This window comes from Dactylosporangium sp. NPDC048998 (genome assembly GCF_043197855.1).
Classification (GTDB): domain Bacteria; phylum Actinomycetota; class Actinomycetes; order Mycobacteriales; family Micromonosporaceae; genus Dactylosporangium.
The window spans coordinates 122903-138262 of record NZ_JBICTV010000024.1; the positions used below are offsets into that span (position 1 = coordinate 122903).

Genomic DNA, 15360 nt, shown 5'->3' on the forward strand with positions numbered 1-15360 from the left:
CGTCTCCTCAAGTGGAGGGGGACCACATGCGCCGGTCGGCGAGTCTCGTGGCGGTGTTGCTCGTACTGGCGTCCGGTGCCGTCGGGCCGGACAGCATGGCATGGGGCGCGGTCGGCCACGCCCGCATCGAGGGCACCGGGTCTTCCGCGGCAGCGAGCGCGATCAACCAGTTCGTCGCCGACGTCAGCGGGCAGGGGTTGCAAGTCAGCTACACGCCGACGGGCTCGTCGTCGGCACGGCAGGACTTCGCCAACTACGCGGTGGACTATGCGGTCAGCGACATACCGTTTCAGGGCTCCGACCCGCTCACCGGCATGGACGACACCAGCCGGGGCCGGCCGTTCGCATACCTGCCCGTGGTGGCGAGCGCCACGGCGTTCCCCTACCAGATCCGCGTCGACGGCACGCTCGTGCGGGATCTCCGCCTCTCCGGCCGCACCCTCGCCAAGATCTTCACCAACCAGATCACCAACTGGAACGACCCGGCGATCACGGCCGACAACGGCGGGCGGGCGCTGCCGTCGCTGACCATCATTCCCGTCCTGCACGCGGAGGGCTCCGGCGCCACCTGGCAGCTCACGGCATACCTGGCCGACCAGTTCCCGGACGACTGGGCCGCCTTCACCGCAGGCCCTGCCAGGCCGACCTCCTACTTCCCGCACAAGGGGAACTCGGTCCCCGTGACCGGCTCCGACGGCGTGATGAACGCGGTCGAGGCGTCCTACATGAACGGCGCGATCGGCTACAACGAGTACCCGTACGCCCACGCCCAATCCTGGCCGGTCGCCCAGGTCCGCAACGCGGCCGGCGCGTTCACCGCGCCGACCACGGACGGCGTCACGGTCGCGCTTTCCCGGGCCGTGATCGACGCCAACCCCAACTCGCCGACCTACCTCACGGCGAACCTGAGCCAGGTGTACACCGCGCCGGACCCGCGCGCGTACCCGCTGTCGTCGTACACGTACGCGATCCTGCCCATCGGCACCGACGCGCAGGACGTTCGGATTCGCACCGCGAAACGGCAGACGCTCGTCGACTTCTTCGCGTACGCGCTCTGCACGGGCCAGGCCGGGCTCGACCGGTTCGGGTACGCTCCACTGTCGCAGTACCTCGTCGCGGCCGGCCTCGACCAGCTGCGCCGGCTCCATGACGCCGATCCGGCCGTCGACGTGACCGGCCTCGCGTCCTGCGGCACCGCCGGCGGCTCGAACACCGCGGGAGTGCCGCTCGGCGCGGACGACCAGACGGAGCCCTACGAGGGAGGGGTCACCCTGCAGGTCGCGGGCGGCACCGCCGTACACCTGCGGCAGCTGGATCCGGGCGCGCCCGGCGGCCATCCGGCGCAGGCCACGGACCCGACCGGACACCGGCACGCCTGGGTCTTCACCGGCGACCTCACCGGCATCGCCGTCTCGGACACCCGGCCCGGCCAGCCCGGCTGGACGCTGACCGGGCAGGCGACCGATTTCGTCGCCGGCTCCACCACCATCTCCGGCGAGCACTTCGGCTGGACGCCGGCCCTGATCGCGGCGGGCAGCGACGCCGAGGGCACGCCGGTGGCCGGGCCCGTCGTCGCACCCCGGATGCAGGTCCCCGCAAGCGGCGGCCTCGCCGGGCCCGGCGGCACTCTGGCCAGCTCCCCCGCCGGCAGCGGACTGGGCACGCAGCGGGTCGGGGCCGGCATGCTGCTGTGGATCCCCGACACCGCGCCGACCGGCACCTACACCAGCACGCTGACGCTCACACTCATCAGCCCGTGACCGGCCGCGCGGGTCGTGTCGGGGATCGCCGGATCGCTCGTCAGCGGACCGGGTCGATGGTCCAGTCGTTCTGGTCGGGAATGACGGTCACGGCCGCGACGAGCGCCGGGCCCAGGTCCGGGCCGGGTGGCCCGCCGGGGCCCGGGCCGTCCAGGCGCACGGGCACCCGGTCACCGGGCGCCACCAAGAGGCGGTAGCCCGGGCCGGAGTGCCCCGGCGGCGGGACGTACGCCCTGTCGCTAAGGATCAGCGTCGTCGTGACGGCGCCGGTCGACGGGCTCGTGACGCGGTCGACCCCGATGAGGACCAGCGGTGCCGGCACCGAGGTGAGGGTCACGCCAATGGGCACCGGGCTACGGCCGGCGGTGCCCAGCCGCTCGGCGATCCGCCGCCACAGCGTGCGGTTGTCCGCCAGGGTGCCCGGCGCCTCGCCCTCGACGGTGGCGTACGACCCGGGTGCCCACTGCCACAGCAGCCCGTTGTAGTCCGGGCGGGCATGGGGGTCGCCCGGTTTGCGGTGAGTCTCGACGGTGTACCAGCGGGCCTCGCCCGCGCCCAGGGCGGGCGCCGCGCCGGTGCTGACCGCGAGCTGATTCGGGTCGCCCGCCGTGGCCGGGTCGAGCCAGCGCGGCATGAAGCCCTGGGCGTACAGCGTGATGGTGAACTCGGTGGCGTGAAACGCGTCGCGGTCGTCGCCGTAGCCGGCCGACTGCATCGCCGCCCACGTCGTCGGCTCGCCGACCCGGCGCACGCCGTCGGGCAGCCAGCCGGGCGCGATGCGCAGCAGCAGGACGGGATCGAACCCGCCCGCCGAGCGCCGCGCGGGCGCGGTGGACGCGCCGGCCGACACGGCCGGCCCGGGCGGTCCGGCCGGCAGGTGCTCCGGCGCCCCTCGGCGTAGCGCGACCGCCGTCGCGCCGGTCAGCGCGAGCACGGCGACGGCGGCGGCCAGCCCGGCCACGGCGCCCCGTCGCCGTGCGCGCCGCCGACGGCCGTCGAAGACCACCCGAGCCAGGTCGACGCGCGATTTCGGCGCGCGGTCGTCGGCGTGCATGAGGACCCGCAGGGCTCCTTCGTCCAGCAGTCGCCGCACAGCAGGTATGCGGCGCGGCGCAGCGCCGGCAGCCGCGACCGGACGAACTGGTGGAACTCCTCCTCGATGGCATCCGCCATACTGTCGCCTCCCCGCTTTCACCCCTATGGCGTGATCGGGGAGCGATCCGGTTCGGTGGAGTCGGACCGGGATCTACGGATCATGAAAAACCCCGCGCACCGCGACCGACGTGGTGTCACCGTACCGTCGCGTGGAGTGGCTGCCCGGCGACGTTCCCGTCGGCTCCGAGCCGTCGGCTGCGTCACACCTTCCCGCTGGTCCGAGTAAGGCGTCGGCGCGGCGCGGGTAGCGTCGCCGACGGCAATCGGCTCGCGGAGGGAGCGGCACGATGTGGAGGACGGCGGCCCGGCGCAACAGCCAGACGGCACCCGCTGCTGGTGAGCTCGACTCGCCGCGCCTGTTCGAGCGGCGCGCCCGTCCTGATTTCCGCAAGACCCTGGCATTCGGGCTGATCACGCTGGCCGCGCTGATCGCCGGCCACGGGGTCGGCGGTGTGCACGCCGCCTCGATGCGGATCCGGCTCATCGCGTACGGCTGCGCGTTGCTCGTCGCCATCTTCGGCGTCGCCGCGAGTCGGACTGCCGCGCGTGAGGTGCACCGCGTCGCGGTGGCCCGGGCCGGTGACGTCGCCGGTACCCCGCTGCGGCTGGTGGTGCTGCTCGGCGGGTACTCAATCGCCGCGATTTCGGTGTGCGACGTGGTCGACCTCCAGCTGAAGCAGCTGCTGGTCGGCGGCGCGATCACCGGCATCATCCTCGGTCTGGCCGCCCAGCCGGTGCTGAGCAACCTGTTCGCCGGTCTGGTGCTGCTGTTTGCCCGGCCGTATGTGCCGGGCCAGCGGGTCCGGGTGATGTCCGGCGCGCTCAACGGCCCGCACGTCGGCGTCATCGTCTCGGCCGGCCTGCTGTACACCGTGCTGGAAACCGCCGAAGGACCGCTGAACATCCCGAATTCGTCGTTGCTCGCCTCGGCGGTCGGACCGTCACTCACAGTGCCGGAAGCCGACGAGGAGGAGACCGGCGAGCCGGCGCCATTCGACGCCGTCTCGCCGACCCAGGACGGCGCCGCCCTTGCCACCGTCATCGCTGGCGCCGAGTCCGGCCTCAGCGCCAGCGACGAAACCGGCCGCAGCAACGGTGGCAAGCACACCGACGCCTGAGCGCGCGCCGTACGCCGACGGGTCAGGCGCCGTTGAGCTTGCCGACCGCGAACTGGGCAGCCTGCTGGACCGAGCCGTTGGTCATGTACTGCAGGTGGGCCATCCCGTTGGTGCCGGCGCCGCCGCCACAGATCGCATCACCGGCGTTGCAGAACTCTTTGGTCTTCGGCCCGTAGACCGGGCTGCCCTGCGCGATGGTCTGGTGCATGATGCCGAGCGGGTTGCCGAACACGACCACGGCCGCCACCCGCGGGGCGAGGTTGGCCGGGATCGCCGTGCCCTGGGTGCCGAACGGGATCGGGATGCCGATCGCGATGTCGGTGACGGTCGCGCCCTGCGAGTATCCCCCGATCACGAACCTGGTGCCCGGGCACGCCGCCGCGACGGTGCTCACGTGCTGGCTCATGTCCGTGGCGCCAGGCCCGGCGCTGGCCTGCGATGCGTCGGCGGCGTAGTTCACGGCGTACGCGTTCACGGTGCGGCCGGGCAGCGCGGAGCGGATCGCGCTCACCAGCGGGGTGCCCAGCACGCCGAGGCCGGGAAGCTCGCCGGTGCCCCGCGCGAACACCACCTCCACGTCGGCGCAATTGCCGGTGTGGTTCTGGGGCGCGGTGGCCGTGGCCGTTGTCGCGGGAGTGCCGGCGGGCGTACCGATGCCGCCTACACCCGGGATGCTCGGCCAGCCGGTGGGCCACGACGTCGGGACGGCGGTCGGCCACGGCGCCGGCTGGGACGCGTGGCCCGACTGGCCGCTGTGCCAGGGGAACCAACGGGCGAATCCGGCACCGGACCCGCCGCCGCCACCGGTCGACGCCGACGCGAACGACGCGGTCACCGCCCCGCCGACGAGCATCGCACCCGTCAACACAACGATCGCCGTGAACCTGCGGGACCTTACGCGCTTCGACCTTGTCATTGAGCTTCCTCCACGAACACGATCACGTGCACTAACAGCACACAGCGTCGCGCTGTTTGGGCTGGTCAAGGAAGCAGGGGACGGGAACCTTAAGGCGGAAATGAACGTAACTAAAGAATCGGCACTCTGTGTGCAGTAACGATTGCAGCCCCGGTCACCGAACATTTCTTTACGCCACTAGGCCGACTGAACGTTTTGAAGGTCGGCTATCGGGGTAGCGGGCCGGTGCCGAGCCCTTTGATGCTGGCGCGGAGTGTGTCGTGCCGACCGGACGGATCCGGCACTTCGGTGACGAGGCACAGCTCGTTCTCGCGTGACACCCAGCTGACGCGAAGGTCGGCGCGTTGCTGGAGGTCGGGCAGGCCGACGTACTTGGCGGCGGCCTCTTCGCAGGCGATGTCCGTGTCGCCGCCGGGCGAGACGACGCCGACGAACTCGGCGGCGTGGCTCTGCGTGCAGTCGCCGTACAGGAATCGCTCGTCCTCGTCGCTGACGAGGCAGGTGATGGCCAGCGGCCGGTCGCCGCGCATGCCGCCCTCCATGCTGTCGACCCTGCCGACCGTGCGCTCGTCGGTGCTGGAGGTCTCCGCGAGCGCGCAGAGCAGCTGTCCGCGCATCGGATCGCTGTTGCGCAGGAGTGCGTAGACGGTGCGAGACTGCTCCCAAGGCCCGCCGAGGAACGACTCGGCCTCCTGCCGGCAGCGCTCCTCGGCGCCGGCCGCCGTGAGGATGGCGATCACCTCGAACTCGTGCGGCTGGGTACAGTCGACCGGTTGCACCGCGCCCGAATCGGGCAGCAGGTCCGGCATGACGGGCGCCGTGTAGCAACCGAAAGTATTGCCGCTGGACACCTCCTGCCACCACAGGAATCCCGCACAGCAGACGGCCAGCACCAGGACCGCCACGAGGATCTTTGTCCGCACGGTGCGGGACGGTAGCGGCCCGACCTGTCACGATCAAGCGACTTCGAGCTCTGCGGTTGTAGGAGTCGCGCTGTGGCAGTCAGGCGGACGCCGAGAAGCGGATCACCTCGACCTGGCCGTCCAGACGGACCGGACCGGCGGCGTACGGAACCAGCAGCGTATCCCCCCGCCGGAGCGACAGGTCGTCGTTCTCGCCGATCAGCCTGCCCTCTCCGGCCACCACGACCAGCACGCTGTAGCCACGTTCCAGACGGTCGCCGCCGTACAGGCGGCGGGCGGCGAAGAACTCGTCCGCGGCCTCGGGCAGCAGCCGCGCCCGAGTGCCGCGGAGTTCGTCGAGGCGCGACGGCGTCCAGGCGCCGCGGTCGACGCACTGCAGGGCCAGGTCGTAGCCGAGGCCCAGGTGACCGTCGGCGAGGCCGAAGCCTTCGTACTCCAGCAGCACCGAGAAGTCGGTCGGCTCCTGGACCTCGACCAGCAGGATGCCGTCGCCGATCGCGTGCGGCAGGCCGGCCGGGCAGAGGATCGCGTCGCCGGCCGCGACCGGGATCTTGTTGGTGGCGGCGAGCATCGCCTCGGTCTTCTGCCCGTCCACCCAGCCGACCAGCTCGGCGGCCTCCACGTCACGGGCAAAACCCAGATGGACGTACGCGTCGGGCCGCGCGGAGACGATCACCCAGGCCTCGGTCTTCCCGTACGGCGAGGCGAGGTGCGCGGTGGCGAAGCGGCGGTCCGGGTGCACGTGCAACGGCAGCCGCTGACCGGCGTCGAGCAGCTTCACCAGCACGCCGGCGTCGGCGCGGTCCGGGCCGAGCCACCAGCGCGGATCCGCGGCGATCGCCTCGGCCAGCACGCGGCCGTCGGCCAAGGTGGACAGCCCGGACGGGGCGAGCCCGAAACGGCTGGTCACCGAGCCCACCCAGTCCTCGGGGCGGTCGGGCAGCGCCGGCACGTCGCGAAACTCGGCGATCCGGCCGGCGCCGCGATAGAACGTCTCGGGCTGGTTGGCGGGCAGTACCTCGACGGTCATCGGTGTCCCTTCAGAGCCAGCTCGGCGAGGAAGCCGCCGACGAACGTGTCGCCGAGCCCTACGGTGGTGGGGTTCTGGACGTCGAGCGCGAAGCCGGGGACGCAATCGACGGTCTCGCCCATGCGCGAGCGCAGCGCCGCCGCGAAGGCGACGGACTCGGGCCGCCGCGCCAGCCGGCGCAGGCGCTCGACGTCCTCGTCGGTGAAGTCGTCGCCGTGGCAGTAGCGGGTGGCGGCCATGACGGTGCCGGTGTCGAGGGCGCCCGCGTACCCGCCGGGGCCGAACGCCAGGGCCCAGTACTTCGTGTGCAGCACCAGCGTCGGCACCGGGATGAGCGCGTGCACGGCCGTGAGCGCCTCCGCGACGTCCTCGGCGGAGAGCAGGTCGACCGGGCGGCCGAGGTACGACTGCAGCTCGTCCTCGTTCAGCCCGTACACGTCGATCTCGTCGAGCAGCGCCTCCCGGACCCGGCGGCTGAAGGCGGGCTCGTGGTACGCCGCGTCCTCGAAGTACGTCACTGCCCCGGCCGGCAGCTGCCGCATGTGCTCCTTCAGGGAGGCGAGCCGCTCGTCGAGCTCCGCCTCGTCGCGCATGGCGTTGAATCCGGAGATCAGGAAGACGTCCGCCTGGCCCAGCCGGTCACCGAGATCGTCGGTGAGCAGCATGGCGCCGTTCGCCGGGTCGTTGACGTAGATCAGGCGGTTCGGGAACGGCGCGGTGATGTCGATGTCGCTCGCCCGGACCCGCAGGCCCTTGTCGTACTGAACGATCAGGTGCGGATAGAAGGTGTCCCCGGTGCCGCTGTTGATGTACTCGCTGTCAGCGGGCAGCAGCCGGCGGAAGGTGTCGTTGACGCTGACCAGGTGCAGCGTCGATGGCACGCCGAGCCGGCTCATCAGGATCCCGGCCCGCACCGAGGTGCCGCCCAGGGTCTCCCGGTGCGGGAACCGGTTCGCGAAGGTCGACAGCGCCGGGGCGGAGGCGACGAAGTGCTCGCCGCCCCCGCCCCGGGCCACGTATCCGAGAATCGACACCACGAGGTCCCGCTCGCTGGTCACGGCGGCCGGCGACGTCAGTTCCGCGGCGACGATGCCGTACTCGGCGACAAGCTGTTCCAGGACGCCGGCGCTCAGCTTCAACTCGTAGTCGACGCAACCGCCGAGGCCCAGGAGTACACGGGACGCGTCGGCCATGTCAGTAGAGCGAAGCCTTGCCGGCGGCGCCGAACAGCTCGATCTTCTGGGCGGCGACCACCTTCATGGCCGCGATGCAGGCGGGCTGGATGGCGTTCGGCTCGCGCACCTTCTTGTCGTTGCCCAGCACCTCGCGCATCTTGTCGTGGTAGGCGACCTTGATGTCGGTGGAGATGTTGATCTTGTTGATGCCGATCCGCGCGGCCTCGCGGATCTCGTCGTCCGGGTTGCCGGAGCCGCCGTGCAGTACCAGCGGGATCTGGACCTTGCTCTTGATCTCCTTGAGCAGGTCGAGCTTCAGCTCCGGCTTGAGGTCGGCCGGGTACATGCCGTGGAACGTGCCGATCGCCACGGCGAGGCTGTCCACGCCGGTCTGCTCGATGAACGTGACCGCGTCGTCGGGGTCGGTGTAGATGATCTCGACGGCACCCGCCTCGGCGTAGCTGTCGTTCCCGCCGATCGTGCCGAGCTCGCCCTCCACCGACACGCCGAGAACGTGCGCGGAGTCGGTGACCTTCTTGGTGATCGCGATGTTCTCCTCGAACGGCTTCAGCGAGCCGTCGATCATCACGGAGGTGAAGCCGTACTGGACCGCCTGCAGGATCTGCTCGTAGGTGGCGCCGTGGTCCCAGTGGATCGCGATCGGGACGCTCGAGTTGTGCGACCGCTCGATGATGCCGGCGATCATCTCGCGGCCGATGTGCCGAACCTCGTCCGGGTGGATCCCGACGATCAGGGGGGCGTTCGTCTCCTCGCTGATCTCCACGATGCCCTTGAACATCGCCCAGTCGCTGATGTTGAAGGCGGGCACGGCGAAGCTGTGCTCGTTGGCGACGTCCAGGATCGCCTTGCCGGTCGTCAGCATTTCTGTGCTTCTCCTTTTGCGTTGCTGGGTGTTTCAGGCCTTCACGGCGCCGGCGGTAAGCCCGCCGATGAACCGCCGCTGGAACAGCAGGAAGAGGACGAGGACCGGAATCGATCCGAGGATGCTCATCGCCATCATCTGGTTCCACTCGTACGAGTGCTGGCCCATGAGCAGCTGGATGCCGATCGGCACCGTGCGCATGTCGTCGGTGCGGGTCAGCGTGAGCGCGAACAGGTACTCGTTCCACGAGATCATGAACGTGTAGACCCCGACCGCGATCAGGCCGGGCACCGAGATCGGCACCAGGATCCGCCACAGTGCGGTCCAGCTGGTGCCGCCGTCGACCTTGACGGACTCGTCCAGCGCCCGGGGCATGGTGTTGAAGTACGCGGTGGTCATGATGATCGCGTAGGGGAGCGTGAACACCATGTGCGTGAGGATCAGGCCGGGATAGGTGTTGTACAGGCCGAGCCCGACGACGAGCCCGAAGTACGGAATGACGAGCGTGATCGGCGGCACGGCCTGGACGCTGACGATCACGGCGTTGATGGTCTTCTGCAACGGGAACGAGTAGCGGCTGAACGCGAACCCGGCCAGGACGGCCACCAGCAGCGTCAGGATGGTCACCGCGAAGGCGACGATGTAGCTGTTGAGGAAGAACCGCAGCTGGGCGCCGTTACCCAGAATCTCTCGGTAGGCGTCGAGCGAGAAGCTCTTGGTGATCAGCTGCGGCGGGTTCTGGAAGACCTCGCCGTTGCCCTTGAACGACGTGGACAGCATCCACAGGACCGGCAGGCCGGCGAACAGGCCGCCGAGGACGAGCCCGGTGATGACGGCGACCTTGGCGAGGGTGCGACGGGTCTTGACGTTCATGGCCATGCGTCTCACCGCTCCCTTTGCTGGCGTACGTAGAAGAAGGCCAGAATCATCGTCAGCAGCAGCACGATCACGGCGGCGGCGGACGCGGTCGCGAACTCGTACTCGCTGAAGGCCTGCTTGTAGGTGTAGGTGCTGAGCATCTCGGTGGAGTGCAGCGGCCCTCCGCCGGTCATCATCCAGATGAGCGCGAACTGCTGTGACGTCCAGATCAGGTCGAGCACCGCCATGCTGATGATCACCGGCCGCAGCTGGGGCAGCGTCACGTGCACGAACCGCTGCCACCAGTTCGTCCCGTCCACGGCGGCCGCCTCGTACAGGTCGCCGGGGATGCCCTGCAGCCCGGCGAGCAGGCTGATCATGAAGAACGGGTAGCCGGACCAGATGTTGACGAACGTGACCGCCCAGAGCGCCTTGCCCGGGTCGCCGAGCCAGTCGACGCCGTGCTGGATGACGCCCAGCGTGTGCAGCACGTAGTTGATCACGCCGGACGGGTCCAGCAGCAGCCGCCAGATGACGGCGATCACGGCGATCGTGAACAGCCAGGGCAGGATGTAGACGATCCGGAAGATGGCCTTGGTGACCCCGCCCAGCAGCTGGGTGTTGAGCATCATCGCGAAACCCAGGCCGAGGACCAGGTGGGCCACGGTGCTGACCGTGATGAAGATTGCGGTGTTCTTCAGCCCGGCCAGGAAATCCGGGTCGGTGAGCACCTTGGTGTAGTTGGCGAACCCGGCGAACACCGAGTTGTCCTGGATGATCACGTTGTCCCGGAACGAGTAGCTGATCACCATGACGATGGGGACCACCATCAGGACCACGACCAACAGCACCGTGGGGGTCAGATAGCCGTACGGGATCAGGCCCCGGGCCACCTTGGAGCGCTTCTGGCCGGGCGGGACCTGCTCCTCGTTGGGCGCCGCGGTTTTCGGTGCCGTCATGGATGTCATGGCTGTCTCCTAGATCGGGCGCCGCGCCGGCGGACCGGCGCGGCGCCCGGGCGGGCTACTCGATCACTGAGGACCAGGACTGCTGCGACTTGGTCAGGGCCTCGTCGACAGTCGACTTGCCGGTCAGCACGAGCTGGAGCTGCTCGTCGAAGCTGCGCATCAGGTCCTCGGACTTGGGCAGGCCGACAAACTCGTTGGCCGGGTAACCCTGCTGGTAGATGTCGAAGGCCGTCTTGAACAGCGGGTCACTGTTGCTGAAGTCGGGCTTGGCGTTCTTGTTGCCGGGGAAGCCGTTCGCGATCGTGCTCAGCTTCGCGTTGGTCTCCTGGCCCATCAGGTACGAGACGAACTTGAACGCCTCGGCCTTGTGCTTGGTGGAGTTGGAGATGCCGATGCCCCACGACGCGTACGGGATGCCGCGCTTGCCGGTGTAGCCGTCCTCGGACGGCAGGGCCGCCACCTCGAACTTCAGGTCCGGCTTGTTCTTCTTGATCAGGTTGATGTGCGCGAGCGAGTCGATCATCATGCCGACCTGGCCGTTGGTGAACTTCTCGACCTTGTCCTGCTCTTTCATGGTGAGCGAGCCGGGGGCGATGACGCCGGCGTCGTTCAGGCTCTTCACGTACTCGACCGTGCTCCTGACCGGCGCGCTGGTCAGGTTGGGCTTGCCGTCGTCGGTCAGCATGCTGCCGCCGGACGCCCAGAGCCAGGACATGACGTCGTTCTGGATGCCGTTGGGGACGGCGGTGTCGAGCGGGAGCGCCCAGCCCTTCACGTCACTGCCGGTCGCGCTGATCTTCTTGGCCGCGTCGAGGAACTGGGTGCGCGTGGCGGGCACGTCGGCGACGCCGGCCTTGGTGAGCAGGTCCTTGTTGACGAAGAGCGGGTAGACGAAGTTGACCACCGGGATCATGTAGGTCTTGCCCTTGACCTGCACCTGGCTGGCGAGCTGGCTGGCGTCGTAGTTCGCGTCCGTCATCAGCTTGGACAGATCGGTGATCGCGCCCTGCTTGGCGAAGTCGTTGACCCAGGCGCCGTCGAGGCCCACCACGTCGGGCAGGGTCTTCGACGCGGCGCCGGTGATCAGCTGCTGCTTGGTCGAAGCGTACGGCGCGCTCAGCAGCTTGATCTTGATGTTCGGGTTCTGTGCCGTGAAATCGTTGACGATCTTGTCGAACTCGCCGGCCGGAAGCTCGGCCCCCCACCACTGGGCGAACTCCAGCGTCACGCTGCCGCCCGCGGCGGTGTCGCCCGAGTCACCCGAGCCGCACGCCGCCACGAACGCGACCGTCGCGGCCGCTGTCACCGCCCCTATCACTCGCTTCAGCCGGGTTGCACGAACCGCCATGACGGGCTCCTTCTATATCGAGATCTTTCTGTTGTCTGCCGCGTTGGCGTCACGTTAGCAGCGTGTTACGGATGAAGACAAGAGAAGAACTGCAGAAGACTGCGAAGTACGGCATACTGTTGCGCCATGGAGCAGAACCCAGCACTCAGTTGCCGCCCTCCGAGCTGGAGTTTGCCCAGCCTGCACCGATTGTCGGTCGGCCCTGCCCATCCTTGCATGGCTTCGCGGCTCTACGCAGCGACGTGCCCAGTGGACCCGGATTTGTGGCATACTGCCGCACGGACAAGGGGGAATCAGTGAGCGTTAGCAGGGACGAGCGGCAGCGCCACCTACCTGCCGGACGCAAGGCTCAGCTGGCCGCGTTCGTTGCCGACACCGGCCAGGTCACGGTGGGCGAGCTGGCCGAGCGCTTCGGCGTCTCCATCGACACCGTGCGACGCGATCTCGATCAACTGGCCGCCGAGGGCATCCTCGTGCGCACATATGGCGGCGCCGTCAGCCTGTCCACCGTCTTCCGCACCGACCGCGCCGTCGACCAGCGGCTCACCGTGCAGGAGCAGGAGAAGGAGAAGATCGCGGCGCTGGCCGCGGCACTGGTCCAGGACGGCTCGACCATCATGATCAACGGCGGGACGACCACCCTCGCGCTCGCCCGCAACCTGGGCCAGCACCGCGACCTCACGGTGGCGACGAACAATCTGCTGGTGCCGGGCGCGCTCCCGCCCACGGCCATCCGCGACATCTACGTCTTCGGCGGCGCGGTGCGCTCGCTCACCCTCGCCACGATCGGCCCGGTCAGCTTCCGCGCCAACACCGGCGCCGAGCTGGACATCAGCTGCGATCTGGCGCTGATCGGCGTCGGCGCGGTCTCCGCCGACGCCGGCTACACGACGAGCAATCTCGCCGAGGCCGCGATGATGCAGGAGATGATCTCCCGCGCGGCCCGCGTGGCGATCCTCGCCGACTCCTCCAAGTTCGGCCGCCGCCTGTTCGCCCAGGTGTCGGAGCTCGGCGCCGCCGACTACCTGATCACCGACACCGCCCCGCCACCGGACCTGCGCGACGCCCTCAAGGCGAACGGCGTGGAGCTGCTCACCCCCGCGGCCAAGGCCCTAGCGCCACGGTAGGCGCGACCGTTCCTGCCAGTAGCGGGTGGCGGGCATCGCCAGGTCTTTCCACCGGGCGGGGTCGACAGCGAGCTGCTCCGCTCGCAGGTTCGAGGCCAGCTGGTCACCGGTCGCGGCCCCGGACAGCACGATGGTCGCCCAGGATTGATGCAGTACCGCCGCGAGCGCGGCGGCATCGCCGGGCGCGTGCTCGCCCACGGCGAGACGGCCGTTGGCGAGCGCCTCCTTCACGATGACCAGGCACCCCGCGTCATGCGCCTCGGCGAGCGCCGGGCCGGCGCTGGGCTCCAGGAGATTCCAGGTGGCCTGCACGCTGCGGAACAGGGGCCGTCCGTCGACCTGCACGCCGAGCGCGGCCCGGATCGCCTCGGCCTGCGCGGGGCCGCTGGTCGACAGCCCGATCACCGTGCCCTGCGCGGCGAGGCCGGCGAGCCGGCGGTGCAGGGCCGCGTCGTGCAGCGCGGGGCTGTCCGGGGTGAGCGAGTGGATCTGGTAGAGGTCGAGGCGGTCGCCGAGCAGGGCCCGGGTCTCGCCGAGCTGCCGGTCGAAGGTGGCGGCGCCGTGGTCCTTGACCTCATGCACCTCGGCATCGGTCCGCCACCCGGCCGTGTAGGTGTAGCCCCACTTGCTGCCGACGACGACGTCGCCGGCGTCCGGCCGGGCGTGCAGCCACTGGGCCAGGAATTCTTCGGCCCGGCCGTAGGAGCGGGCGACGTCGAAATACCTGATGCCGGCCGCGTACGCCGAATCGAGGAGAACGTGAGCGCGGGCGCGCATCGCCTCGACCGTCCGTTCGGCCGGCAAGTCCGCGGCGCGCCCGAGATTGATATAGCCCGGCCGGCCGACGGCCGCCAGCCCCAGCCCAATCCGGGAGGCTCCCGCCAGGCGATCGACGATTTCCATGTTCCCATCCAACGCACTGGCCGGAACTCGCCCCTCGGCGCCTCGTTCCTTACCTGTATATCAGGGTTAGCTTGTGGAAGCGTCCCGGGGTGAGGACCTTCTTGAGGAGAGCGAACGTGGCGAGAGTGAATGAGACGAGGTTATGCCCGTGGAGTGAATAGGCCGAACGTTATTGGAGAGCGGCGAAAGAACGACCCGAGATCGACGCAGAGTTGGCCCGGCGATGACCGATCAACTGGTGACAGATCGTGAACCACTAACAACCCTAAGCTGGTGGCTGAGCTTCCCGGACAGCAGGGCGCACCGACCCCGCCGTGGCGTTATCAATCTCCCCAGCCGCCGCGACCGAAAAAGTCGAGAACAGCGCTGATTCTCGGGTTCGTCGCCGCGGCGCTTGTGCTTTGCTGCGGCGGTCTGGCCCTGGTCGGCGCGATCGCTGACAAGCCAGACCCGGCGCCCAAAGCGGCCGCAGCGGCCGATCGCTCGTCCTCCAGTTCATCAAGCAGTGCGCCTGCCGCCGCTGGCACGTCGGCACCTGCCGTCGCCCCGTCGGCATCAACCCCACCCGTCGTCACGACGACAACTCCTGGGGCGCCAGTCGTTGACGCAACAACCACAACAGCCAAGGCGACCCCGACCGTCAAGGCAACCCCGACCGTCAAGGCGACGCCGACTGTCAAGGCGACCCCGACAGCCCAGGCGACGACCAAGCCGCCTGCTCCAGGCTCGAACCTGTGCGGAGCTCCGGCGAACCCATACGGTTACAACTTCTGCGGCGGGTCCTACATCTACAACCCACCCAGCGACATCTGTAACTATCTCAACTGCATCGCCAACTTCTGGAACGGCGTGGGTTACGTCATCCAGTGCCAGGACGGCACGTTCAGCAAGTCCGGTGGCCGCTCCGGCTCGTGTTCGCACCATCAGGGCAATCGGCGGTCGCTGTACTCACCCTGACCCACTCGGCGCCGCCCCACGCGTCTCTGCGCAAGACCCGGGAGCGGCGTACGTTCACGGACCGGGGCCGCCTTCGCGTGGAAGGCGGCCCCGGGTTGGACTATCGTCGGGTCAGCCGACGAGTTTCCACGGGCCGTAGGGGATGCCCGGGGTCTGGTTGCGGGTCCACCATTGGGCGGTGTACTTCTTGCCCTGGTAGGTGACGGTGTCGCCGGTGTTGAAGATGCGTGATGCGGTCC

The 15360-nt window shown here is 69.3% G+C and carries 15 protein-coding genes; 4 read left to right on the forward strand and 11 right to left on the reverse strand.

Going from position 1 to position 15360, the window contains the following annotated elements:
- Nucleotides 1–53: 53 nt before the first annotated feature.
- On the forward strand, nt 54–1760 hold the full coding sequence (locus ACGFI8_RS35885; RefSeq protein WP_392811437.1) for a substrate-binding domain-containing protein: 1707 nt from the start codon (nt 54–56) through the stop codon (nt 1758–1760).
- Between the two features lie 40 nt (nt 1761–1800).
- On the opposite strand, the gene ACGFI8_RS35890 is transcribed toward ACGFI8_RS35885, so the two are convergent.
- Nucleotides 1801–2853 (reverse strand): hypothetical protein, encoded by a 1053-nt coding sequence (locus ACGFI8_RS35890; RefSeq protein WP_392811439.1) that lies wholly within the window; start codon nt 2851–2853, stop codon nt 1801–1803.
- Between the two features lie 349 nt (nt 2854–3202).
- Here ACGFI8_RS35890 and ACGFI8_RS35895 point away from each other — a divergent pair, with 349 nt between their 5' ends.
- Nucleotides 3203–4033 (forward strand): mechanosensitive ion channel domain-containing protein, encoded by an 831-nt coding sequence (locus tag ACGFI8_RS35895; RefSeq protein WP_392811440.1) that lies wholly within the window; start codon nt 3203–3205, stop codon nt 4031–4033.
- A 22-nt stretch (nt 4034–4055) separates the two neighbouring features.
- On the opposite strand, the gene ACGFI8_RS35900 is transcribed toward ACGFI8_RS35895, so the two are convergent.
- From ACGFI8_RS35900 to ACGFI8_RS35935, 8 genes are all read right to left on the reverse strand, one after another.
- On the reverse strand, nt 4056–4901 hold the full coding sequence (locus ACGFI8_RS35900; RefSeq protein WP_392811441.1) for a cutinase family protein: 846 nt from the start codon (nt 4899–4901) through the stop codon (nt 4056–4058).
- Between the two features lie 254 nt (nt 4902–5155).
- Complete coding sequence (locus ACGFI8_RS35905; RefSeq protein ID WP_392811443.1) at nt 5156–5872, reverse strand: septum formation family protein; 717 nt, start codon at nt 5870–5872, stop codon at nt 5156–5158.
- A gap of 79 nt (nt 5873–5951) precedes the next feature.
- Nucleotides 5952–6902, reverse strand: a complete 951-nt coding sequence (locus ACGFI8_RS35910) for a class I mannose-6-phosphate isomerase (protein ID WP_392811445.1) — start codon at nt 6900–6902, stop codon at nt 5952–5954.
- Nucleotides 6899–8095, reverse strand: coding sequence for an ADP-dependent glucokinase/phosphofructokinase (locus ACGFI8_RS35915; protein ID WP_392811446.1), 1197 nt, complete (start codon nt 8093–8095; stop codon nt 6899–6901). Before ACGFI8_RS35915 ends, ACGFI8_RS35910 begins: the two co-directional genes overlap by 4 nt.
- Before the next feature lies 1 nt (nt 8096).
- Nucleotides 8097–8960, reverse strand: a complete 864-nt coding sequence (locus ACGFI8_RS35920) for a ketose-bisphosphate aldolase (protein WP_392811448.1) — start codon at nt 8958–8960, stop codon at nt 8097–8099.
- Nucleotides 8961–8993: 33 nt separating this feature from the next.
- Nucleotides 8994–9839: a carbohydrate ABC transporter permease gene (locus tag ACGFI8_RS35925; RefSeq protein ID WP_392811449.1), complete on the reverse strand. Its 846-nt coding sequence runs from the start codon at nt 9837–9839 to the stop codon at nt 8994–8996.
- A 5-nt stretch (nt 9840–9844) separates the two neighbouring features.
- Nucleotides 9845–10786 carry a carbohydrate ABC transporter permease gene (locus tag ACGFI8_RS35930; protein ID WP_392811450.1) on the reverse strand — a complete coding sequence of 314 codons (942 nt, stop codon included), beginning with the start codon at nt 10784–10786 and terminating at the stop codon, nt 9845–9847.
- A 55-nt stretch (nt 10787–10841) separates the two neighbouring features.
- Nucleotides 10842–12134: an ABC transporter substrate-binding protein gene (locus ACGFI8_RS35935; protein WP_392811451.1), complete on the reverse strand. Its 1293-nt coding sequence runs from the start codon at nt 12132–12134 to the stop codon at nt 10842–10844.
- A gap of 296 nt (nt 12135–12430) precedes the next feature.
- Here ACGFI8_RS35935 and ACGFI8_RS35940 point away from each other — a divergent pair, with 296 nt between their 5' ends.
- A complete protein-coding gene (locus ACGFI8_RS35940) occupies nt 12431–13261 on the forward strand; it encodes a DeoR/GlpR family DNA-binding transcription regulator (RefSeq protein ID WP_392811453.1) in 831 nt (276 codons plus the stop codon).
- On the opposite strand, the gene ACGFI8_RS35945 is transcribed toward ACGFI8_RS35940, so the two are convergent.
- Nucleotides 13247–14164 (reverse strand): aldo/keto reductase, encoded by a 918-nt coding sequence (locus ACGFI8_RS35945; protein WP_392811454.1) that lies wholly within the window; start codon nt 14162–14164, stop codon nt 13247–13249. The genes ACGFI8_RS35940 and ACGFI8_RS35945 overlap by 15 nt on opposite strands.
- Nucleotides 14165–14437: 273 nt before the next feature.
- Here ACGFI8_RS35945 and ACGFI8_RS35950 point away from each other — a divergent pair, with 273 nt between their 5' ends.
- Nucleotides 14438–15121, forward strand: coding sequence for a hypothetical protein (locus tag ACGFI8_RS35950; protein WP_392811455.1), 684 nt, complete (start codon nt 14438–14440; stop codon nt 15119–15121).
- A 111-nt stretch (nt 15122–15232) separates the two neighbouring features.
- Here the strand turns inward: ACGFI8_RS35950 and ACGFI8_RS35955 are convergent, their stop codons facing one another.
- Nucleotides 15233–15346 carry a carbohydrate-binding protein gene (locus ACGFI8_RS35955; RefSeq protein ID WP_392811465.1) on the reverse strand — a complete coding sequence of 38 codons (114 nt, stop codon included), beginning with the start codon at nt 15344–15346 and terminating at the stop codon, nt 15233–15235.
- Nucleotides 15347–15360: the final 14 nt, after the last annotated feature.